The sequence below is a fragment of the Micromonospora sp. BL1 genome, from assembly GCF_003667485.1.
In the GTDB taxonomy this organism is placed as follows: Bacteria; Actinomycetota; Actinomycetes; order Mycobacteriales; family Micromonosporaceae; genus Micromonospora; species Micromonospora tulbaghiae.
In genome coordinates, this window is sequence record NZ_RCVK01000307.1 from 1 (window position 1) to 19,606 (window position 19,606).

Consider the following 19,606-nt stretch of genomic DNA (forward strand, 5'->3'; position numbering starts at 1 on the left):
CCGCCGCACCGCCCCGCCCGACTGTGACCTCGGCACCGAGCGCGCCGGTGGTGCAGCGGCCCCCGGACCGGCTCGGACAGGCGGGCGATCCGCTGGGCCGGCTCGGCGACCGGGTCGCCTACGGCCTGTCCGACCGCCCGGTGCGCCGGGCGCTGGCGCTGTATCAGCCGATCGACCCGGAGACCGGCGAGGCCGGCCCGGTCCGGGTGCTGGGTGACGACGGCATGGTCCGGGAACTCGACGTGGTGACGCTCGCACCCACCCGCGACGCCGGGGGTAACGAGGCCGCTCCGCTCAAGCCGGGCAGCCTGTCGCCGGACGGCCGGACCGCCGCGTTCGCGCAGACCGGCGAGGTCGTCGTGGTCGGCCTCACCGACGGCGCGGTGCGCCGCTACCCGCTCACCGGCTACCTGGAGCACGTGGTCTGGGCCGGGGACCGGCTGGTGGTCGGCGACAACGACACCGCGTACGAGCTGGACCGGCGCACCGGATCGGCGCGGAAGCTCCCGGTCGACCCCTGGACGCTCGTCGTGCCCGAGCCGGCCCGGTCCGGCGACCTGTTCACTGTCGGCGGCTGGTCCGGGGACGGCGGCCTGGCCGTACGCCGGTTCCCCGCCTCCGGTGGCGCGCCGGAGCGGCGGCCGGTGACCGCCGGGGAGCTTCCCCCCGGTTACCAGGTGAACGAGGTCTACGGGCGGGGCTGGCAGCGCGGCGACCGGATCGGCCAGGCCGGGTGGACCACCACCGCGGGCGCCGCCGGCACGATGAGCGGTGCCGAGGGCGTGGCGGTGCTCGACGCCCGTACCGGGGCGGTGACCCGCCTGCTCGACCTGGGCCGCGAGGACCGGGCGAAGGGGTGCTGCGAGGTGTACGGCTGGACCGCCGACGGCGCGTTGCTGCTCCGCTACGACGCCGGGCTGGCCCGGTGGCGGCCGGAGACCGGTGCCGTCGACTGGGTGGCGAGCAACGTCCCCGGCCGGCTGTCGATCGCCGCCGGCTGACCGGTCCCGGCCGGTCCCGCCGAGCGGAGCCGAGCGGAACGCGACCGGTCCCGCCGCGCGGTGACGGCGGGACCGGCCGGGACGCTCAGCGGGTCAGGCCGCCGGGCTGGTCGCCCTTCACGACGGGCGCCCGGACCAGGTTGCCCCACTCGGTCCACGAGCCGTCGTAGTTGCGCACCTGCGGGAACCCGAGCAGGTGGTGCAGCACGAACCAGGTGTGGCTGGACCGCTCACCGATCCGGCAGTACGCCACCACGTCGTCGGACGGGCTCAGCCCGAGCTGGTCGGCGTAGATGGCGCGCAGCTCGTCGGCGGACTTGAACGTCCCGTCGTCGTTCGCGGCGGACTTCCACGGCTTGCTCACCGCGCCCGGGATGTGCCCGCCGCGCAGCGCGCCCTCCTGCGGGTAGTCCGGCATGTGCAGCATCTCGCCGGTGTACTCGCCGGGCGACCGCACGTCCACGAGCGGCCGGCCGGCCGCCACGTGCGCCATGACCTGTTCCCGGTACGCGCGGATCGGCGCGTCGTTGCGCTCCGGCACCGGGTACGAGGCGCGGGGCCGGCTCACCTTGTCCCGGGTCAGCTCCCGCCCCTCGGCGATCCACTTCTGCCGGCCGCCGTCGAGCAGCCGCACGTCCGCGTGACCGAAGAGGGAGAAGACCCAGAGGGCGTACGCCGCCCACCAGTTGAAGTTGTCGCCGTAGAAGACGACCGTGTCGTCCCGCCCGATGCCCTTGGCCGCGCACAGCTCGGCGAAGCTCGCGGCGTCCAGGTAGTCGCGGGTGACCTGGTCGTTGAGTTCGGTGTGCCAGTCGACCTTGACGGCGCCGGGGATGTGGCCGGTGTCGTAGAGGAGCACGTCCTCGTCGGACTCGACCACCACGAGCCCTTCGTCGCCCAGGTGCTCGGCCAGCCACTCGGTGGTGACGAGGCGCTGCGGGTCGGCGTACGACTGGAGGTGGGGATGCGGATCGCTCGGCACAGGCATGATCCCCAAGGTACGCCGGATCAGCGGAGTGCGGTGCCGGTCAGGCGCGGCGGTGTACCAGCCGGCCCGCGACCACGGTGGCCAGGCAGGAGCCGTCCGGGCCGAACACGGCGAGGTCGGCCCGCCCGCCGGTCACCAGCGCGGGCGGCCGGGCGACCGGCAGCACCGCCACGTCGTTACGGGCCGCGGCGGACCGCAGTGCGGGATCGGTGACATGGTCGTCGAGCACCGCGGCGGCGCCGAGCCGGAACAACGCGTGCACCCGCTCGCGGGGCGTGGGCGCCGGGGGCAGCGGGCCGTCGTGCACGAGCGCCGGCCCGAGCGTTCCGGCCCACCGCCGCACCCGCACTCCGGGGTACGCGCCGGACAGCTCGGCCGCCGGCACGATCGCCTCGACCCGGTCACCGGCGACCACGACCGCCAGCCCGGGGCGGGACGGGTCGTCGACGGTGAGCCGCAGCAGGTCGGCGGCGTGGACCGTACGCACGCTCAGTCGGCCTCGACCGGCCCGAGCACCGGCCGTTTCGCGGTGATGAAGTCGCCGGAGGACCGCCCGGTCAGCCGGCGCTTGATCCACGGCGCCAGGTGCTTGCCGGCCCACCGCAGGTCGGCGGCGCGCGCGGCGAGCCACGGGCTGGGCGCCGGGTGCGGCGGCACCAGCAGCCACTCCTCCTCGCAGCCGACGCCGAGCGCGGTGAGCACCTGCGCGGCGACCCGGCGGTGGCCCTCCGCGGACAGGTGAATCCGGTCGGTGCTCCAGAGCAGCGGGTTGAGGTAGGTGTCGTCGGCGTACAGGTCGACCAGGATCGCGCCGTGCCGCTCGGCCACCTCGCCGACCACCCGGTTGAGCAGCGCCACGCGCGGGGCCATCATGCGCTGGCCGGGCAGCCGGGACATCACGTCGGCGAACCGGAACAGCACCACGTCGCTGCCGCCGGACCGCAGCCGCTGCACGACCGCGTCGAAGCGGGGGACGAACGCGTCCGCGTCGAAGCTGCGGCGCAGCACGTCGTTGCCGCCGGCCGCGAAGCTGATCAGATCGGGCTTCATCGCCAGCGCGGCGGGCACCTGCTCGGCCACCACGTTCGGGAACAGCCGGCCCCGGATGGCCAGGTTGGCGTACCCGAAGTCGGGACCGGCCTCGGCGGCGAGGCGGGTGGCGACCAGATCGGCCCAGCCCCGGTAGCTGCCGTCCGGATATGCGTCGTCCATGCCCTCGGTGAAGCTGTCGCCCACCGCCACGTAGCTGCGCCAGCGCACGGCGCCTCCCTCAGACGTCCCGGCAGAAGTGCGTCGCACAGTCTGTCACCGCGCGGGCCGGTCCCGCTGGCCCTGGACGCCGGACGTGGCGGATGTCTCGACGTCCTGTTCACGAGCGCCACCCGGCGGGACAAATCCGTCCGACACGTCCGGCGGGGCAGAATCCGTCGCCCGGACCGGGGATGATGTCTGCCGTCATCCGGCTGTGCGAAAACCGTCCGGCCGGTCCCGCACCCGGCACGAGCGAGGAACCACATGACGCAGGGGCACCCACCGGCGGCAGGCTGGCCACCGCCCGGCAATGCCGACCCCCGGTACGGCGCGGCACCGCCGCCCGCGCAGCCGGGGCCGTGGGGGCCGCCGCCCCCGGCACCGAAGTCCCGCCGTGGGCTCTGGATCGGGCTCGCTGCGGGCGCGCTCGCGCTGGCGGTCTGCGCCGGCACGGCGGTCGGCGTCGGGCTGGGCATGCGCGGCGACGACGAGGACGGCCCGGCGCCGAAGGCGGCGGCCGGCGCGAACGGCGTCACCGTCACGGACGCCGAGCTGACCGCCCTGCTCGACCGGCACAGCACGGCGCTGGCGGCGAAGGACCTGGACGGCTACCTGGCCGCGTTCGACCCGGCCCGTAAGGAGCTGGTCACCGGGCAGGCCCAGCTGTTCCGCAACCTGGCGAAGCTGCCGCTGTCGGTGGCCCGCTACGAGATGATCGAGAAGCAGGGCCGCGTGAGCGACACCTTCGGGCAGGGCATCACGTTCCAGCTCGACGTCTCCTTCGTGCACCAGCTGGACGGCTTCGACCTGGCACCGGTCGCCGAGTGGTACCGCTGGACGATCGTCCGCGCCGGCAAGGACGCGCCCATCCAGGTCACCGCGGTGACCGGCGCGCCGGCCGGCGGCAACGGCGACTCGAAGACCGTCTACTACCCCGGGCCGTGGGACAAGTGGCAGGAGATCCACGTCGAGCGGACCCCGTTCGCCCTGATCATCACCGACGCGGCCCGGGCCGGCGTGGCGAGGCGGTACGCCCCGGCCGTCGACAAGGCGGTGACGAGCAACCTGGCCGTGTGGCGGGCCAACGCGCCGCCCGAGCCGCTGTCGGACAAGTTCGTCGTCACGCTCGCCGACGGCAAGGACGAGATGACCTCGCTCTACCGGATCGGCACCGAGAAGGCCACCGAGGCGGGCTACTCGGTGGGCATGGTCGCCGCCGAACGCAGGGACGGCAAGGACACGATCGGCGGCACCCGCGTCGTGGTGGACACCAGCGATCGTTACTTCACCCGCTCCGGCGGCGACAACGACGCCCACATGGTGTTGCGGCACGAGATCGCGCACTCCCTGATGACACTCCGCACCGACCTGGCCGCCGTGGACGAGTTCAGCAAGCTCGACGAGTGGGTGGTGGAGGGCTTCGCCGAGTACATCGCCTTCCACGGCCGCCCTCTGGCCGCCAGCGACCGTACCGCGCCGTCCCGGCAGATGGTCCGCAACGGCTGGAACGGCGCGCTGCCCGGCAACAGCGACTGGGACAACCCCGGGATGCTGACCTTCCACTACTGGCTCGGGCACACCGCGATGAACCACCTCGCCGAGAAGCACGGCGAGCCGAAGCTGTTCCGCTTCGTCGAGGCGGTCTACGCCGGCACCCCGACCGACCGCGCCGCCCGGGACGTGCTCGGCGTGTCGCTCGACGAGTTCCGGGCCGGCTGGGCCGACTACCTCCGCGAACTGGACGGCTGACGGAAACGGGAGACGACCGATGACCTATCAGCACCAGCAGTACCCGCCGCCCGCGTACCCGCCGGTGGGCCGGCCGGGTCCGGCCGGTGCGCCGCCGTCGGCGCCGAAGCGGCGCGGGCGCATCGCGTTGCTCGTCGCCGGTGGCCTGGTGGCGGTGCTCGCGGTCGCGGGCGGCACCGCCTACGGCGTGTCCCGGCTGGTCGGCGGCGGTGACGACGACGGGAAGAAGCTGCGCACCGCGTGGGTGCTGGACTTCCCGGAGCGGCAGCGCAACGGGCTGAAGACGTACGACGGGCAGGACATGTTCGGCGCCTGGCTGGTCGGTGACGCCGTGGTCCGGGCCCAGCCGGACGGGATCATCGCCTACCGGCTCGGCGACGGCGCCCAGGCGTGGGGCGTGCCCGCGCCGCAGGCGTCCTCGCTGTGCGCGGCCGCCCAGACGCTGGCCGAGGGGCGGGGTGTGGTGGCGCTCGGTTCCGCCGACTCCTGCGACACGCTCGTCGGTTTCGACGCGGCCGGCGGCACGCAGACGTGGCGGGCGACGTTCCCGGTCGAACGCCGGACGGGCCGGTCCGAGATCGTCGCCCCGGACCTGTCCGTGGCCGCCGGGCAGGTGGTCGTGCGCAGCGGCGAGAGCGTTCTCGGCTACTCGCTGGCCGACGGCAAGCGGCTGTGGCAGACCGACGCCGACCGGCTGCTGCCCGGTCGCGACTGCCGTCTGACCCAGGCGCAGGCCGCCGGGACGCAGGCGGTGGTCACCGCGCGCTGTGACGGCGACCAGGGCGCGCTGCTCGGCCTGGACCCGGCCACCGGCAAGCCGCGCTGGCAGCAGAAACTGCCCGCCGCGCAGCAGAGCGCCGGGGTGCTGAGCGTCGACCCGCTGGTCAGCCTGCCCGGCCTGGTCAGCGAGACGTTCGTCGCGCGCGACGCCGCCGGCAAGGCGCGGGCCACGTTCGGCAACCCCGTCGACGGTACGCGGTTCAGCGACCTTCCGATCAACCGCTCCAACACGGTCAGCGGGCCGGAGATCCGGCCGTACCTGGCCGACGCGGACACGCTCTACCTGCCCACCGAGGCGACGAACGTCGGCGGCAAGATGCGCCAGGCCAACCAGGTGGTGGCGATCGACCTGGCCACCGGCAAGCGGCGCTGGGTGTCGGCCGGGCACACCGACGGCGAGGTGGAACTCATCCGCCTCGACGAGCAGGGCGTGCTGGCGTGGGAGGTGGGCGACCGGCGGGATCTCGCCCCGCGGCTGGTCCGCATCGACCCGGCCACCGGCGCGGTGAGCGTGCTGGCCGAGGCGCCGCTGTCGGCCGGCACCGAGGGCAGCGACGCGAAGGTGCTGGAGCGCGACGGCACAGTGGTGCTGGTGCCGTGGAAGCACGTCACTGCGGACGCGGCGATCACCGTCCTGCGCTGAGTACGACGCGGGGCGGGCCACCCGCCGGTGACCCGCCCCGATGAATCGAATCGCCTCAGCCGAGTGCGGCGACGATCTGCATGTCGCGCAGGGCCGAGGGCTCCGCCCGCTCCGTGATCTTCTTGCCGGCCGGGTCCACGAGGATCACCGCGTACCCGCCACCGCTGCGGACCCGGACCACCATCGACCCGTCCGGCTGGAAGAAGACCTGCTGCAGTTGCCGTCCCTCCAGCGGCAGCGCCACCTCCTTCCCGGTGCGGGTGTCGAGCACGACGTTGACCAGCAGATCCCGTGCGGCGTCTCCGTACGTGCCGTTCCGGTCGATCCGGAAGAGCGCGATCCGTCCGCCGTCCGGGGAAAGACTGGACAGGTCGAAGGCGACGTACCGGCTGCCCTTCGCGCCCAGGTCCGGCACCGTCCGTCGCGTCTTGCCGTTCCGGTCGGTGAGAACGATCGTGCCGTCGGAGCCGTCAGCGAACGCCAGTGTCCCGTCCGCCGCGAACACGGCGTGGCAGCCGTCGAAGCCGGTCACCTTCGTGAACTTCCCGGAGGAGGCGTCGAGCACGCCGGTGTCGCCGCCGGCGGTCAGCCGCACGACGAGCTGTAGCGAGTTCGGCATCCAGACGGGTGACCAGCACATGTTGTCGACGCCGTCCCTGAGCTTGCGCCGCTCCGAGCCGTCGAGGTCGGACACCCAGACGGCACCGGCTCCGTCGACCCACGACATCCGCTTCCCGTCCGGCGACGCCGCGACGTTGAGCACCGCCGCCTCATACGGGACGCTGAGCAGGCGGACCGGGTCGTCGCCCGGGCGCCACGACTGGAGACGGACGGTGCTCGTCGAGGACGCGCCGTTCGGCAGCAGGGACGGGCCGTAGACGATCCGCCCGAAGGTCGCGGCGGCGCTGGACCCACCGTCTGTGGTGCCGTCGGGCGCCGTCGACGACGTGCGGGACGGATCGGTGGAGGGCGTACGGGACGGCTCGACCGGCGGGGCGGTGACTGTGACCGACGGGCCGGCCGGTGCGGGCGCCTGGCTGTTCGGCCGGATCGCCAGTGCCGTCCCGGTCGCGGCGGCCAGCACCACGAGCGCGGCGGCGGAGGTGGCGACGGCCCGCTGGATGCCGAGCCGCCGCGAGGTACGCAGCGCCCGGTCACGCAGGTCGACCGGGGTGACCTCCTCGGCCAGGTCGGCCAGGTCGAAACGCAGTCGGTCCTGGTTCATCGGGCGGTTCCTTCCGTGACGTACAGCTCGGCGAGCTCCGGGGCCACGCTGCGCAGCTTCGCCAGCGCCTTGGAGGTCTGGCTCTTGACGGTGCCGACGGTCACGCCGAGCAGTTCGGCGGCCTCGGATTCGGTGCGGTCCTCGAAGAACCGCAGGACCAGCACGGCCCGTTGCTTGGCGGACAGCCGGGCCAGCGCGGACCGGAGGGTCAGCCGGAGCGTGGTCTGCTGGGCGTGGTCGGGGGTCGAGTCGCCTCCGCGCGGCTCGGGCATGTCGCCCGGCATCGACTCGGCCACCCGGCGGCGCCGCCACCAGGAGACCTGCAGGTGGTACATGATCTTCCGGGTGTACGCCTCCGCGTTGCCGGTCTCGTGCAACCGGTTCCAGGCACGGTGGGTACGGGCGAGCGCGGACTGGACGAGATCCTCGGCCAGGTGCTGGTCGCCGGTCAGCAGGTAGGCGGATCGCAGTAACGCGGGGGTGCGAGTTCGGACGAACAGGTCGAACTCATTCAGGAGAGGGTCCACACGAGCCGGTCCTTGGGGTCAGGTGGTGCATCAGCGTGATGCCTTCCGAGACGCCAGTTGTCCACGCCATGGTTGCCGCCGCCGGTGACTCTTTCTCGACCGGCACCGCCGGCGTCAGCAGTCGAAGACAGACCAGCAGATGTCGTTGCGCAGGCGCTGGTCGTCCAGGACCAGGTCGCGGATCTCCGCCGGGAGCTGGTCGCGCTGCCATCGGCACTCGTCGCGCCCGGCCGCCTCGCCGAGACCGGCGGGCGCCGCCGCGCGTACGGCCTTGATCGCGTACGCGGCGGCGCCGAGTTCGTGGGCGGCCACGTGCGCCACGACGGCGGCCTGACCGGCGGCGTACGCGGCGTTGCGTGCCGCCCCGCGCAGGTCCCGGGCCGCGCCCATGGCGTGCCCGCCGGCCGCGCGCGCCTGCATCATCCTGACCTCGCCCCGCACCCAGGCCCGGGCGTGCTCGATCGCCTCCCGCGGACGCGGATCGTCCGGCCGGACCGCCTCGAACAGCCCGAGGACGTGCTCGGCGCACGTGGCCGCCCAGAGCGCCAGCAGGTGGTGGTGCTCGTCGGTGAGCGTGCCGCCCCGGCGGATCGTGGTGAACCGGGGATCGCGGATCTTCGGCAGGATCACGGCGCGACCTCCGCCCCGGCGTCACCCCGGCGCAGGTCGTGGTCGAGGCTGCTCATCAGCCGGGCGACCCGGCTGCCGCCGCCGGTCACCGGTGGGTAGCGGCGGAGCACGTCGACGAGCACGGGTGTGGCGAGCCGCCGGGATCGTTCCAGCAGCGCCTCGCCGGCGGTCTCGTCGCCGCCCGCCTCCAGTTCGGCGACGCGCGCGGCGTTGGCGGCGGCCCGCAGGATGTGGCCGACCTGGGTGGCCTTCGCGATCGGGTGCAGGTACGCGGCCGCGGCGGCGTCACCGGCGGCCCGGGCGGCGAGGCGCGCGGCCTCGGTGGGCGCGGACCGGGCGGCCCGGTGCGCGTCGAGCGACGCGATCCGCTGGAGCTTCGTCCGGGCGGCGCCGCGCACGAACGTCCAGGCCGCGTCGACGGCCGCACGGGGACGCGGGTCACCGGGAACCGCCCGCTCGTAGACCGGGAGGACGTCCTCCGCGTGCCGGACCGCGTACCGCGCCACCTCGCGCAGCTCGTCCGTCGTCAGGTCGAAGTCCCCGGGCGCTGTCATGTCGCGGGCATCGTATCGGTGATGCTCCGCCGGTACGGGCCCCAGCCGACGAACCTCTCGAACAGCTCGCGCGGGGTCGGCCCGTCGTGTGGATTGAGGCGGAACAGGTCGTGGGTGGCCTCGTGGTAGAGCCCGGACAGGTAGACCGCCAGGTCGACGGGGTGGTCCGCGTACTCGACCTTGAGCAGCAGGCGGGCCTTCGCGCAGGGCCACGGTCCGCCGCAGGCGCGGCAGAGCCAGAGCGGCCGGATCGGCAGGTGGGCCGGGTGGTCCGGCGGGTAGGGGCGGGGCCGATCGGGGTACGGCCCGAGCCGCGGTACGGGAAGGTTCATGCGTGACAGTCTGCTGACGACACCACTACGCTCGGAAGCCGTCGCGGCCGGTCCGGGGAGAGGCCGGGAGACCGGCGGCGGACTGAGGAGGGCGTGTGGAGAACGAGCCGACCGCCGAGCTGATCCGCGCGCAACTGCGGCGGCTGCGGCTGCGGGCCGAGCTGAGCCAGGAGGAGTTCGGGAGGCTCGTGCACTTCTCCGGCTCCCAGGTGTCGGCGGTCGAGCTGGGCCACCGGCCGCTCGACCGGTTCTTCCTCGCCCGGGCCGACGAGGTGCTCGGCACCGGCGGGCTGTTGACGTCGCTGCTCAAGCTCGCCGAGCGCGACGGCCAGCCGAGCTGGTTCCGCCCCTGGCTCGAAGCCGAACGCCAGGCGCAGCAGTTGCGCTGTTACCAGCCGAGTCTCATCCCGGGCCTGTTGCAGACGGAGAACTACGCCCGCGCGATGATCCGCACGGACGACATGCTCGCCGACCAGGAGGCCGAACGACGACTCGCGGTCCGGCTCGACCGGCAGGCGGTGCTCGCCGACGCCGATCCACCCAAGTTCGTCGCGGTGATCGAGGAAACCGTGCTGCGCCGCGCCGACGAAAGCTTTCGCGGGTTGATGAGCCAGCAGGTGGCGCACCTGATCGAGGCGGGCAGCCACCCACACGTCGCGGTACACGTCATTCCGGCCGACGTGGGCCTGCACATCGGACTGACCGGGCCGTTCACCCTCGCTCGGGGCGGCGACGGGGGTTGGATCGGCTACCTGGAGAACCAACTCGGCGGAACAGTGATCGACAAGGATGAGGACGTGGCTATCCTGCTGTCCAGATGGGAGAGCGTCCGGAGCGAGGCACTGTCCCGCAGGCAGTCGATCGAGCTGATGAAGGAAGTGGTCGAGTCATGGAGCTGATCGGCGCGGTCTGGCGCAAGTCCACGCGCAGCGGGCAGAGCGAGTGTGTCGAGGTGGCGGACAATCTGGCCGGTGTGGTCGGGGTGCGGGACAGCAAGGACCCGGCCGGACCCGTGCTCACCTTCACGCCCGACGCCTGGCGTGCCTTCGTCCGGGTCAGCGGGAGCCGCGCTCCGCGCTGATCAGCACCGTGTGCTTGCGTACCCGGAAGGCGCCTTCGGCGTCGATGCGGGCCTGGATCGCGGCGCGGGCGGCCGCCTCCTGCGCGGCGGTGAGCGGCCCGATCATGCTGGCGACGTACGCCAGGATCGGCTCCGCGGCGGGCACCACCAGCTCGTCCGGGTAGCGCTCGACCGTCACGTCGTCGAAGTGGGCGGCGACCCGGGCCGGTGTCGCCTCGGCGGTCACGTCGTTCCGGTCGTGGAACCGGACGGCCAGGTCCGGGCGGCCGATCACCGGGCCGAGCGTGTTCAGCTCGGCCAGGTGGTCGCGGCCGTTCACGGCGACGGCCAGCCGCCCGCCGGGGCGCAGCACCCGGGCGAACTCGCGCAGCGCGGCGTCCGGGTCGTCCAGGTGGTAGAGCATGCTGTTGGCGATCACCGCGTCGGCGACGCCGGCTCGGAACGGCAGGTACGTGGCGTCGCAGCGCAGCACCCGGGCGTCGGGCACCTCGCGCAGCCGCGCGCACATGGCGGGTGAGAAGTCGGTGAGGGTGAGCCGGCCGCGACGGCCGACCCGGCGCCACAGCTCGCCGGTGCCGGCGCCCACCTCCAGCACGTCCCCGGTCAGCGGCAGCCGCTCGCCCAGCCAGGCGAACCAGCCCTGCGGGTTCGTGCCGTACGAGTGCAGTGCGATGCGGGCGGTCAGGTTGCCGGTGGTCGTCGCGTACTGGCTCACGGCGCGAGCCGACGGAGTGGTGGTCATCCGCCGAACCTAGAGGAAGCGGCTCTCCGGGATCCCCGGTATCAAGCGTTGCTAGCTACCGGTACCTAGTGCTACTTTCTACTGGTACTCAGCGACGCTCAATAGCGAGGGAACGAGGGAACGAGGACATGGCCAACCAGATGACGGAGATGCTGAAGGGCACCCTCGAAGGCATCGTCCTGGCGATCCTGGCCCGCCGATCCGCGTACGGCTACGAGATCACCGCCTGGCTGCGCGACCGCGGATTCTCGGACATCGCGGAAGGCACCATCTACGCGCTGCTCGTCCGCGTCGAGCAACGCGGTTTCGTGGACGTGGAGAAGGTTCCCTCCGAGAAGGGGCCCCCGCGGAAGGTGTATTCGATCAACGCAAAGGGGCGGGATCAGCTCGCCGAGTTCTGGCGGACGTGGAGCGTCCTCGCGGAACGCATCGACCACCTTCGTGACAACGACGACCGGCACGACGAAGGAGCATGAGCATGGCCGCGAAGTGGATCGAGACGCTCGTCGGATCGCTCGACCAGAAGAAGCAGTACAAGCGGCACATGGCCCGCATGGAGGCCCTGCCGGAACCCCATCGCAGCGCGGCCAAGGCGCTCCAGCGGTACTTCATGTACCAGGGCGGGATCGTCGACGGGAACACACTCGTCGCGATGCTCGGCGACTCCGTGGACCTCTGGGAGCGCGCGGTCGCCGACAACACGCCCGTCCGCGCGATCGTCGGCGACGACCCGGTCGAGTTCGCCGAGACGTTCGTGTCCGCGTACTCCGGGAGGCAGTGGATGGACAAGGAGCGCGAGCGCCTCCGGAAGGCGATCGACGCCGCCGCCGGCAACAGCGGGGAGGAACACTCATGACCACCGCGACGCGCGAACCCGCCATCCGGGTTCGGGGCATCACCAAGTCCTACAAGGACCTGCACGTGCTGCGGGGCGTCGACTTCGAGGTGACGGCCGGGAGCATCTTCGCTCTGCTCGGCTCGAACGGCGCCGGAAAGACCACGCTCGTGCGGATCCTGTCGACGCTGCTCAAGGCGGACACCGGCACCGCGACCGTCCACGGCTTCGACGTCGCTTCGGCTCCCGCCGAGGTACGCAAGTCGATCAGCCTGACCGGCCAGTTCGCCGCCGTCGACGAAGTGCTCACCGGCCGGGAGAACCTGGTCCTGGTCGCGAAGCTCCGCCACCTGAGGAATCCGGGTGCGGTCGCCGACGACATGCTGGCCCGCTTCTCGCTCACCGACGCCGGGAACCGCCGGGCGGGGACGTACTCGGGCGGCATGCGCCGGCGGCTGGACATCGCGATGAGTCTCGTCGGCAACCCGCCGGTCGTGTTCCTCGACGAGCCGACCACCGGCCTCGACCCGCAGGCCCGCATCGAGGTCTGGCGGACCGTACGGCAGCTCGCCGAGGACGGCACCACCATCCTGCTCACCACCCAGTACCTCGACGAGGCCGAGCAACTCGCCGACCGGATCGCGATCCTGCACGAGGGAACGATCATCCAGAACGGCACTCTCGCCGAGCTGAAGCAGCTCCTCCCGACCGCGAAGGTCGAGTACGTCGAGAAGCAGCCGACCCTTGAGGACGTCTTCCTCGCCCTCGTGGGCCACACCGCCAGGGCCGCCGACAAGGCAGCCGTGCCCGCAGGAGAGGAATCCCGATGACCACCCACGTCCTCAGCGACACCGGAACCCTCACCGGCCGCTCCCTGCGGCACATTCTCCGCAGCCCGGACACCATCATCACCACGGCGGTCACCCCCGTCGCGCTGATGCTGCTCTTCGTGTACGTGCTCGGTGGAGCCATCAACACCGGATCCGGCGAGTCGTACATCAACTACATGCTGCCGGGCATCCTCCTCATCACGATCGCGTCCGGCATCGCCTACACGGCGTACCGCCTGTTCCTCGACATGCAGGGCGGCATCTTCGAGCGCTTCCAGTCGATGCCGATCCCGCGGCCCTCAGTGCTCTGGGCGCATGTCCTGACCTCGCTCGTCGCCAACCTGGCCTCGCTCGTGATCGTCACGGGCGTCGCCCTGATCATGGGATTCCGGACGGGCGCATCGGTGGTCGGCTGGCTCGCCGCAGCCGGCATCCTGATCCTGTTCACCCTCGCCCTGACCTGGGTCGCCGTCATCGCGGGCCTGTCCGCCAAGACCGTCGACGGCGCGAGCGCCTTCAGCTACCCGCTGATCTTCCTGCCCTTCATCAGCTCGGCGTTCGTCCCCACCGACTCGATGCCCGGCCCGGTCGCCTGGTTCGCCGACAACCAGCCGGTGACATCGATCGTGAACACCCTCCGCGCGCTCTTCGCTCAGCAACCCGTAGGCAACGACGTCTGGATCGCGCTCGCCTGGTGCGCCGGCCTGCTCCTGGCCGCCTACGCCGCCGCGACGGCGATCTACCGCACCAAGGTCAGCTAGCCGGCCGTGGGAGCCGGTCACCCGTCACAGCCGGTCACCCGTCACAGGTAGAGGCAGAACGGGTGACCGGCCGGGTCGAGGTGCACCCGGACGTCGTCCTGCGGCTGGAAGTCGGCCACCGTCGCGCCCACCGACACCGCGTACGCCGAGGCGGCCTCCAGGTCGTCGACCTTGATGTCCAGGTGGGTCATCATCGGCGGGTCGCCGGGCCCGGCGGGCCACACCGGGCGCACGTAGGCCGGCTCGTCCTGGAAGGCCAGCCAAGTGCCGCCGGCCGGCGGGGCCAGCACCACCCAGTCGGGCTCGTCCTCGCGGCGGGACCAGCCGAGCAGCCGCTCGTAGAACGCGGCCAGGTCCTGTGCGGACGGTGCGTCGAGCACGAAACTGCTCAGCTCCAACGTCGGTCGATCCACCATGCCGCCCTTCCTACCCCGACCCTGCGACAACCTCACCCGGCACGGGCGCGGAAAGGGATCGCCCGGTCGTCCGCTCGCGCCATAAGCTGCGGCAATGCTGCTGCGCATGTCGACCCTGCTGCTCCGGACCCTGCGCGAGGACCCGGCCGACGCGGAGGTGCCGAGCCACCGGCTGCTGCTGCGCGCCGGTTACGTCCGCCGGGCCGCGCCGGGCGGCTACACCTGGCTGCCGCTGGGCAAGCTCGTCCTGGACCGGATCACCGCTATCGTGCGGGACGAGATGACCGCGATCGGCGACCAGGAGGTGCACTTCCCGGCGCTGCTCCCGGCCGAGCCGTACCGGACCAGCGGGCGGTGGACCGAGTACGGGGACGACATCTTCACGCTCGCCGACCGCAAGGGCGCCGAGCACCTGCTCGCACCGACCCACGAGGAACTGGCCGCGCTGCTGGTGAAGGACCTGTTCACCTCGTACCGGGACTTCCCGGTGACGCTGTTCCAGATCCAGACCAAGTTCCGCGACGAGGCGCGGCCCCGGGCCGGTCTGCTGCGCGGGCGCGAGTTCCTGATGAAGGACGCCTACTCGTTCGACCTGGACGAGGCCGGGCTCCAGGCGGCGTACGACCGGCACCGGGCCGCCTACGAGCGCGTCTTCACCCGGCTCGGGCTGGACTTCACCACCGTCCACGCGATGTCCGGCGCGATGGGTGGGTCCGCGTCGGAGGAGTTCCTGGCCGCCACGCCCGTCGGCGAGGACACGTTCGTCGGCTGCACCGCCTGCGACTACGCGGCGAACACCGAGGCGGTGGTGACCCGCGCCCCGGCCGCCGGTGACCCGGACGCGCACCCGTCCGCCGAGGTGCACGACACCCCGGAGACGCCGACCATCGCCGCACTGGTCGAGCTGGCCGAGGCCCGGAAGCTGGGCGGGCGCACCGGCTGGACCGCCGCCGACACGTTGAAGAACGTGGTCCTCACCGTCCGCCGGCCCGGCGTCGAACAGGGCGAGCCGCTGGTGATCGGTCTGCCCGGCGACCGCGAGGTGGACCTCAAGCGGATCGAGGCGGTGCTGACCCCGGCCACGGTGGCGGTCTTCGAGGACTGGGACGGCCACCCGGAACTGGTCCGCGGCTACATCGGGCCGCAGATCCTGGCCAAGCACGGCATCCGCTACCTGGTCGACCCGCGCGTGGTGCCCGGCACCGCGTGGCTGACCGGGGCGAACGAGCCGGGCCGGCACGCCACCGACGTGGTGTGCGGGCGCGACTTCGTCCCGGACGGCACGATCGAGGCCGCCGAGGTGCGGCCCGGCGACCCCTGCCCGGCCTGCGCCGACGGCGAGCTGACGATCCGGCGGGGCATCGAGGTCGGGCACATCTTCCAACTCGGACGCCGGTACACCGACGCGTTCGCGGTCGACGTGCTCGGCCCTCAGGGCAAGCCGGTCCGGCCCACCATGGGCTGCTACGGCATCGGCGTGTCCCGGGCGGTCGCCGCCGTGGCCGAACAGCACCACGACGACCGTGGGCTGGTCTGGCCGGCCGCTGTCGCGCCGTGTGACGTACACCTGATCGCCGCCGGGAAGGGGCCGCAGCTCGACGCGGCGCTCGACCTCGGCGGGCGCCTCGCCGCCGGCGGCCTGCGGGTGCTGGTCGACGACCGCACGCACGTGTCGGCCGGGGTGAAGTTCACCGACGCCGAGCTGATCGGCATCCCGCGCGCCGTCGTGGTCGGCCGCCGCCTGGCCGAGGGGTACGTGGAACTGCGCGACCGGGCCACCGGCGAGCGCACCGAACTGCCGGTGGAGGCCATCGTGGAGCGCCTGCGCAACGAGGTGGACGCGACGCGCCGCGACGGGGTGTAGCGAGCGCGCCACCGGGTACCGCAGACGGATCGACCGAAGCTTTCGGAGGCTCTCATGTTCCGCGTCAGTGACGTGATGACCAGGCAGGTGGTCTACCTCTCGGCGGAGACCCCGTTGGACGAGGCGGCCCGGGTGATGAAGGAGTCGGACATCGGCGACGTGGTGGTGACCGACGGCGCCACGCTCGCCGGCATGCTGACCGACCGCGACATCGTGGTCCGGGCGGTCGCCGAGCGCGCCGACCCCGGCACCACCACGATCGGCTCGATCATCACCCGCGAGGTGGTGATGATCGAGCAGCACTGCACGGCGAACGAGGCGGCGGCGCTGATGCGCGAGCGCAACATCCGCCGGGTGCTCGTGTGCGACAGCGACCGCAAGCTCGTCGGCATCGTCTCCCTCGGCGACCTCGCCATGCAGCTCGACCCGCAGTCGGCGCTCAGCGACATCAGCGAGGCCGCACCGAACGCGTGAGGACGGGGCCCCGCACGTGCGGCGGGGCCTCGCCCGGCACCGCCGGGTGGCGACGCGCGGCGGCGGATAGCCTCGACCCATGCCCGAGATGCCGACCAAGCTGGCCGAGATCGTCGACGAGTTCGCCGCCGCGCCCCGCGACGTCGTCCTGGAGATGCTGCTGGAGTTCGCCGACGTGATCCCGCCCCTGCCCGAGGGCGTGAACCGGGAGGAGCTGGAGCAGGTCCCCGAGTGCCAGACCGCGTTCTTCCTGCGTGCCGAGGTGAACGCGGACAAGACCGTGAGCACCGTCTTCGACTGCCCGCCGGAGGCGCCCACCACCCGGGCGTTCGCCGGCATCCTCGCCGAAGGGCTGGCCGGGGCGAGCGCCGAGGAGGTGCTGGCCGTACCGGACGACCTCTACCAGCGGATGGGCCTGGCCCAGGCGATCAGCCCGCTGCGGGTGCGCGGCGGCACCGCCATCCTGGCCCGGCTCAAGCGGCAGGTCCGGGAACAGATCTCCTGACCCGCGGGTTGTCGCTGGTCATGGACATCGAGATCTACGCCGACGTGGTCTGCCCCTGGTGCTGGATCGGCAAGCGCCGGCTGGAACAGGCCCTGGAGTCGTACGACGGCGAGGTGACCGTCCGGTTCCGGCCGTTCCAGCTGGACCCGACGCCGGTCACCGAGCCGAAGCCGCTGCTGGAGGCGCTCGGCGACAAGTTCGGCGGACGGGACAAGGCCGAGGGCATGGCCGCGCACGTGACGGGCGTCGCCGCGGGCGCGGGCCTCGACCTGCGGTTCGACCGCGCGGTGGCCGCGAACACGTTCGACGCGCACCGGCTGGTGCGGTTCGCCACCGAGCACGGGCGCTCCGCCGAGATGGTCGAGCGGCTCTACCGGGCGCACTTCCACGACGGCGTCGACGTCGGCTCGATCGACGCGCTCGTCACGCTGGCCGGTGAGGCCGGGCTGGACGAGACCGAGGCGCGGCAGTACCTGGAGTCGAACCTGGGCCGCCGGGAGGTCGCCGCCGACCTGAGCACCGCCCACCAGCTCGGCGTCTCCAGCGTGCCGACGTTCGTGCTGGCCGGGAAGTACGCGGTCACCGGCGCCCAGGAGCCGGAGACGCTGCTCGCCGCGCTGCGCGAGGTGGAGCAGCGCGAAGCGGCAGCCTGATGTTTCACGTGGAACAAGATCGATGCGGATGAGGACCTAGACCGGCCTGGCCAGGTCCTCCACCACCCTCGCCCCGGGCAGCGCACCCAGCGCCGGCCCGGGCAGGGCGATCTTGCTGTGCCGTACGCCCGACCCGATGATCACGTGCGGCGTGGCGATCACCCGGGAGTCGACGAGGATCGGCCAGTCCGCCGGCAGGCCGATCGGCGTGATCCCGCCGTACTCCATGCCGCTCAGCTCGACCGCCTCGGCCATCGGCGCGAAGCTCGCCTTGCGCACGTCGAGCAGCTTGCGGACCACGCCGTTCACGTCGGCGCGGGTGGTGGCGAGCACGACGCAGGCCGCGTACCGGGTCTCGCCGCCGCGCTTACCGGCGACCACCACGCAGTTGGCCGACTCCTCCAGCCCCACCTCGTACGCCTCGCAGAAGGCAGCGGTGTCGGCCAGGTCGGCGTCGATCGGGGCGACCAGCACGTCGTCCACGTCCACCGGGGCCTCGCCCGGCCACGCCTGCACCGCGGCGGCGACCGGCGGGGCCAGCAGGTCGAGCCGCGTCCGGGCCGGCTCCGTCTTCAGCGTCCCCATCATGCCGCGATCCTCGCACCCGCCCGGCGGATCGACCCGCCGGACCCCGCCCGCGCCCTTCAGTTGGGATTGGTGAGGAACGCGTTCTCCTGGGCGAAGTCCCGGCTCTCGGTCGTGGTGAGCTGCCGGCGGCGCAGCACCTCGGGACGGTTCGCCTCGGCGTCCTCGATGCCGTGCCGGACGCCGACCCGGATCACGCCGTAGAGGAAGACGAAACCGAAGACGTAGAGGACCACTGTGGCGACAAAGACCAGCATGCGGTCACCGTAGGCCGGTGCGGACCCGACCGGTTCTCACCTTCCGCCGGTTCCCCCGTACGTGTCCGCGAGGTAGTCGGCCCAGGTCCGGGTGCCCGTCGGCGTGGCGGTCGTGGTCAGACCACCCGCGCGCAGCTCCCGCCCGAGCCGGCCGGGAATCCGGACCGGCAGCAGCGGACGGCGTACCCGCCGGGCCGCGAGCCAGGTACGCGCCGCCTCGTCGAAGCGCAGCACCTCCGGTCCGCCGAAGTCCTCCACCCGGTTCGACGGTCCGGCCAGCAGCAGGACCGCGAGCCGGTCCGCCACCTCACCGGGGTCGACCGGCTGGGCGAGCACCGCCCGGTCCCCGATCACCGGGCCGAGGCGGCTCGCGCCGCTCAGCAGCCCGGCCAGGAACTCCGGGAACTGGGTCGCCCGCAGCACGCTCCACGGCACCGGCCCGGCGGCCACCACCTGCTCGGCCGCGAGCTTGTGCCGGTAGTAGCCGAGCGGCACCCGGTCGACGCCGACGATCGACACGAAGACCAGGTGACGCACCCCGGCGTGACCGGCGGCCACGGCGAGCCGGCGGGTGCCGAGCACGTCGATGTCGTGGGTGCGCCGCTGCGGCGACGAGGCCAGGTGCAGCACCGCGTCCACCCCGGCGACCGCCTCCGCCAGCCCCGCGCCGGTGGCCAGGTCGGCGGTGACCCACTCGACCCCGTCTCCGGTACGCGGCCGGCGACTGGCCGCCCGGAGCGTGAAGCCCTCGTCCCGCAGCCGCGGCACCGCCACCCGCCCGAGCCGCCCGGTCGCCCCGGTCACCAGCACCCGCATCGCCACTCCTCCCGCTCACGCGCAGCCGCCACACCGCGGCTCCCCGGTGGGACGGAACGCCGACCCGGATCGTGACAGCCGCCCGACCGCTACGCCCCCCACCCGAT

At 72.9% G+C, this 19,606-nt stretch carries 26 protein-coding genes; 13 read left to right on the forward strand and 13 right to left on the reverse strand.

What is annotated here, in order from left to right; all coding sequences use genetic code 11:
• On the forward strand, window positions 1-1,001 hold a 1,001-nt coding region (locus EAD96_RS23045), incomplete at its 5' end, for a hypothetical protein (RefSeq protein ID WP_121685757.1).
• Between the two features lie 85 nt (window positions 1,002-1,086).
• Here EAD96_RS23045 and EAD96_RS23050 read toward each other — a convergent pair.
• Genes EAD96_RS23050 through EAD96_RS23060 form a run of 3 tightly spaced genes read right to left on the reverse strand, consistent with a single transcriptional unit; the run spans window position 1,087 to window position 3,249 of the window.
• Window positions 1,087-1,989: a sulfurtransferase gene (locus EAD96_RS23050; RefSeq protein ID WP_121685746.1), complete on the reverse strand. Its 903-nt coding sequence runs from the start codon at window positions 1,987-1,989 to the stop codon at window positions 1,087-1,089.
• 40 nt (window positions 1,990-2,029) lie between these two features.
• Window positions 2,030-2,476, reverse strand: coding sequence for a hypothetical protein (locus EAD96_RS23055; protein WP_121685747.1), 447 nt, complete (start codon window positions 2,474-2,476; stop codon window positions 2,030-2,032).
• Window positions 2,477-2,478: 2 nt separating this feature from the next.
• Window positions 2,479-3,249 carry an SGNH/GDSL hydrolase family protein gene (locus EAD96_RS23060; protein ID WP_120572474.1) on the reverse strand — a complete coding sequence of 257 codons (771 nt, stop codon included), beginning with the start codon at window positions 3,247-3,249 and terminating at the stop codon, window positions 2,479-2,481.
• 255 nt (window positions 3,250-3,504) lie between these two features.
• Between EAD96_RS23060 and EAD96_RS23065 the strand changes: the two genes are divergently transcribed.
• Together EAD96_RS23065 and EAD96_RS23070 are read left to right on the forward strand one after the other, a co-directional pair.
• Complete coding sequence (locus EAD96_RS23065) at window positions 3,505-4,989, forward strand: hypothetical protein (protein ID WP_121685748.1); 1,485 nt, start codon at window positions 3,505-3,507, stop codon at window positions 4,987-4,989.
• Between the two features lie 19 nt (window positions 4,990-5,008).
• Window positions 5,009-6,412 (forward strand): PQQ-like beta-propeller repeat protein, encoded by a 1,404-nt coding sequence (locus tag EAD96_RS23070; RefSeq protein WP_121685749.1) that lies wholly within the window; start codon window positions 5,009-5,011, stop codon window positions 6,410-6,412.
• Between the two features lie 55 nt (window positions 6,413-6,467).
• Here the strand turns inward: EAD96_RS23070 and EAD96_RS23075 are convergent, their stop codons facing one another.
• The 5 genes from EAD96_RS23075 to EAD96_RS23095 form a co-directional block, all read right to left on the reverse strand.
• The gene (locus EAD96_RS23075; protein WP_121685750.1) at window positions 6,468-7,637 is read right to left on the reverse strand and encodes a WD40 repeat domain-containing protein; all 1,170 of its coding nucleotides are present in this window, start codon (window positions 7,635-7,637) and stop codon (window positions 6,468-6,470) included.
• Window positions 7,634-8,164, reverse strand: a complete 531-nt coding sequence (locus tag EAD96_RS23080; RefSeq protein WP_120572478.1) for a SigE family RNA polymerase sigma factor — start codon at window positions 8,162-8,164, stop codon at window positions 7,634-7,636. The genes EAD96_RS23075 and EAD96_RS23080 overlap by 4 nt, the downstream gene beginning before the upstream one ends.
• 114 nt (window positions 8,165-8,278) lie before the next feature.
• Window positions 8,279-8,794, reverse strand: coding sequence for a putative immunity protein (locus EAD96_RS23085; protein ID WP_120572479.1), 516 nt, complete (start codon window positions 8,792-8,794; stop codon window positions 8,279-8,281).
• On the reverse strand, window positions 8,791-9,348 hold the full coding sequence (locus EAD96_RS23090) for a putative immunity protein (RefSeq protein WP_013473332.1): 558 nt from the start codon (window positions 9,346-9,348) through the stop codon (window positions 8,791-8,793). The genes EAD96_RS23085 and EAD96_RS23090 overlap by 4 nt, the downstream gene beginning before the upstream one ends.
• Window positions 9,345-9,689 (reverse strand): hypothetical protein, encoded by a 345-nt coding sequence (locus EAD96_RS23095; RefSeq protein WP_041784027.1) that lies wholly within the window; start codon window positions 9,687-9,689, stop codon window positions 9,345-9,347. Before EAD96_RS23095 ends, EAD96_RS23090 begins: the two co-directional genes overlap by 4 nt.
• A gap of 86 nt (window positions 9,690-9,775) precedes the next feature.
• On the opposite strand from EAD96_RS23095, the gene EAD96_RS23100 reads away from it, so the two are divergent.
• Together EAD96_RS23100 and EAD96_RS23105 are read left to right on the forward strand one after the other, a co-directional pair.
• Entirely contained in the window at window positions 9,776-10,579 is an 804-nt protein-coding gene (locus tag EAD96_RS23100) for a DUF5753 domain-containing protein (protein WP_121685751.1), read from the forward strand.
• Window positions 10,570-10,761, forward strand: coding sequence for a DUF397 domain-containing protein (locus tag EAD96_RS23105; protein WP_013473329.1), 192 nt, complete (start codon window positions 10,570-10,572; stop codon window positions 10,759-10,761). Before EAD96_RS23100 ends, EAD96_RS23105 begins: the two co-directional genes overlap by 10 nt.
• Here the strand turns inward: EAD96_RS23105 and EAD96_RS23110 are convergent.
• A complete protein-coding gene (locus tag EAD96_RS23110) occupies window positions 10,736-11,503 on the reverse strand; it encodes a class I SAM-dependent methyltransferase (RefSeq protein WP_121685752.1) in 768 nt (255 codons plus the stop codon). The genes EAD96_RS23105 and EAD96_RS23110 overlap by 26 nt on opposite strands.
• Before the next feature lie 128 nt (window positions 11,504-11,631).
• Between EAD96_RS23110 and EAD96_RS23115 the strand changes: the two genes are divergently transcribed.
• The 4 genes from EAD96_RS23115 to EAD96_RS23130 are packed head-to-tail and all read left to right on the forward strand — an operon-like array spanning window position 11,632 to window position 13,929.
• A complete protein-coding gene (locus tag EAD96_RS23115) occupies window positions 11,632-11,979 on the forward strand; it encodes a PadR family transcriptional regulator (RefSeq protein WP_013473327.1) in 348 nt (115 codons plus the stop codon).
• A gap of 2 nt (window positions 11,980-11,981) precedes the next feature.
• Window positions 11,982-12,359, forward strand: a complete 378-nt coding sequence (locus tag EAD96_RS23120) for a DUF1048 domain-containing protein (protein ID WP_013283261.1) — start codon at window positions 11,982-11,984, stop codon at window positions 12,357-12,359.
• Window positions 12,356-13,168, forward strand: a complete 813-nt coding sequence (locus EAD96_RS23125; RefSeq protein ID WP_121685753.1) for an ABC transporter ATP-binding protein — start codon at window positions 12,356-12,358, stop codon at window positions 13,166-13,168. Before EAD96_RS23120 ends, EAD96_RS23125 begins: the two co-directional genes overlap by 4 nt.
• Entirely contained in the window at window positions 13,165-13,929 is a 765-nt protein-coding gene (locus tag EAD96_RS23130) for an ABC transporter permease (RefSeq protein ID WP_121685754.1), read from the forward strand. Before EAD96_RS23125 ends, EAD96_RS23130 begins: the two co-directional genes overlap by 4 nt.
• A gap of 41 nt (window positions 13,930-13,970) precedes the next feature.
• Here the strand turns inward: EAD96_RS23130 and EAD96_RS23135 are convergent, their stop codons facing one another.
• Window positions 13,971-14,345, reverse strand: a complete 375-nt coding sequence (locus EAD96_RS23135) for a VOC family protein (RefSeq protein WP_120572487.1) — start codon at window positions 14,343-14,345, stop codon at window positions 13,971-13,973.
• A 94-nt stretch (window positions 14,346-14,439) separates the two neighbouring features.
• Here EAD96_RS23135 and EAD96_RS23140 point away from each other — a divergent pair, with 94 nt between their 5' ends.
• The 4 genes from EAD96_RS23140 (at window position 14,440) to EAD96_RS23155 (ending at window position 17,841) form a co-directional block, all read left to right on the forward strand.
• Entirely contained in the window at window positions 14,440-16,209 is a 1,770-nt protein-coding gene (locus EAD96_RS23140) for a proline--tRNA ligase (protein ID WP_121685755.1), read from the forward strand.
• Between the two features lie 54 nt (window positions 16,210-16,263).
• Window positions 16,264-16,683: a CBS domain-containing protein gene (locus tag EAD96_RS23145; protein ID WP_120572489.1), complete on the forward strand. Its 420-nt coding sequence runs from the start codon at window positions 16,264-16,266 to the stop codon at window positions 16,681-16,683.
• Window positions 16,684-16,762: 79 nt separating this feature from the next.
• Window positions 16,763-17,188, forward strand: a complete 426-nt coding sequence (locus EAD96_RS23150) for a SufE family protein (protein ID WP_013283255.1) — start codon at window positions 16,763-16,765, stop codon at window positions 17,186-17,188.
• A 20-nt stretch (window positions 17,189-17,208) separates the two neighbouring features.
• Window positions 17,209-17,841, forward strand: coding sequence for a DsbA family protein (locus tag EAD96_RS23155; RefSeq protein ID WP_121685758.1), 633 nt, complete (start codon window positions 17,209-17,211; stop codon window positions 17,839-17,841).
• Between the two features lie 36 nt (window positions 17,842-17,877).
• On the opposite strand, the gene EAD96_RS23160 is transcribed toward EAD96_RS23155, so the two are convergent.
• From EAD96_RS23160 to EAD96_RS23170, 3 genes are read right to left on the reverse strand one after another with little or no spacing between them, the layout of a single operon-like run.
• Window positions 17,878-18,426, reverse strand: a complete 549-nt coding sequence (locus EAD96_RS23160) for a YbaK/EbsC family protein (protein ID WP_121685759.1) — start codon at window positions 18,424-18,426, stop codon at window positions 17,878-17,880.
• Between the two features lie 59 nt (window positions 18,427-18,485).
• Window positions 18,486-18,683, reverse strand: a complete 198-nt coding sequence (locus tag EAD96_RS23165) for a hypothetical protein (RefSeq protein ID WP_013283252.1) — start codon at window positions 18,681-18,683, stop codon at window positions 18,486-18,488.
• A gap of 36 nt (window positions 18,684-18,719) precedes the next feature.
• Window positions 18,720-19,499, reverse strand: coding sequence for an SDR family oxidoreductase (locus tag EAD96_RS23170; RefSeq protein ID WP_121685756.1), 780 nt, complete (start codon window positions 19,497-19,499; stop codon window positions 18,720-18,722).
• Between the last annotated feature and the right edge of the window lie 107 nt (window positions 19,500-19,606).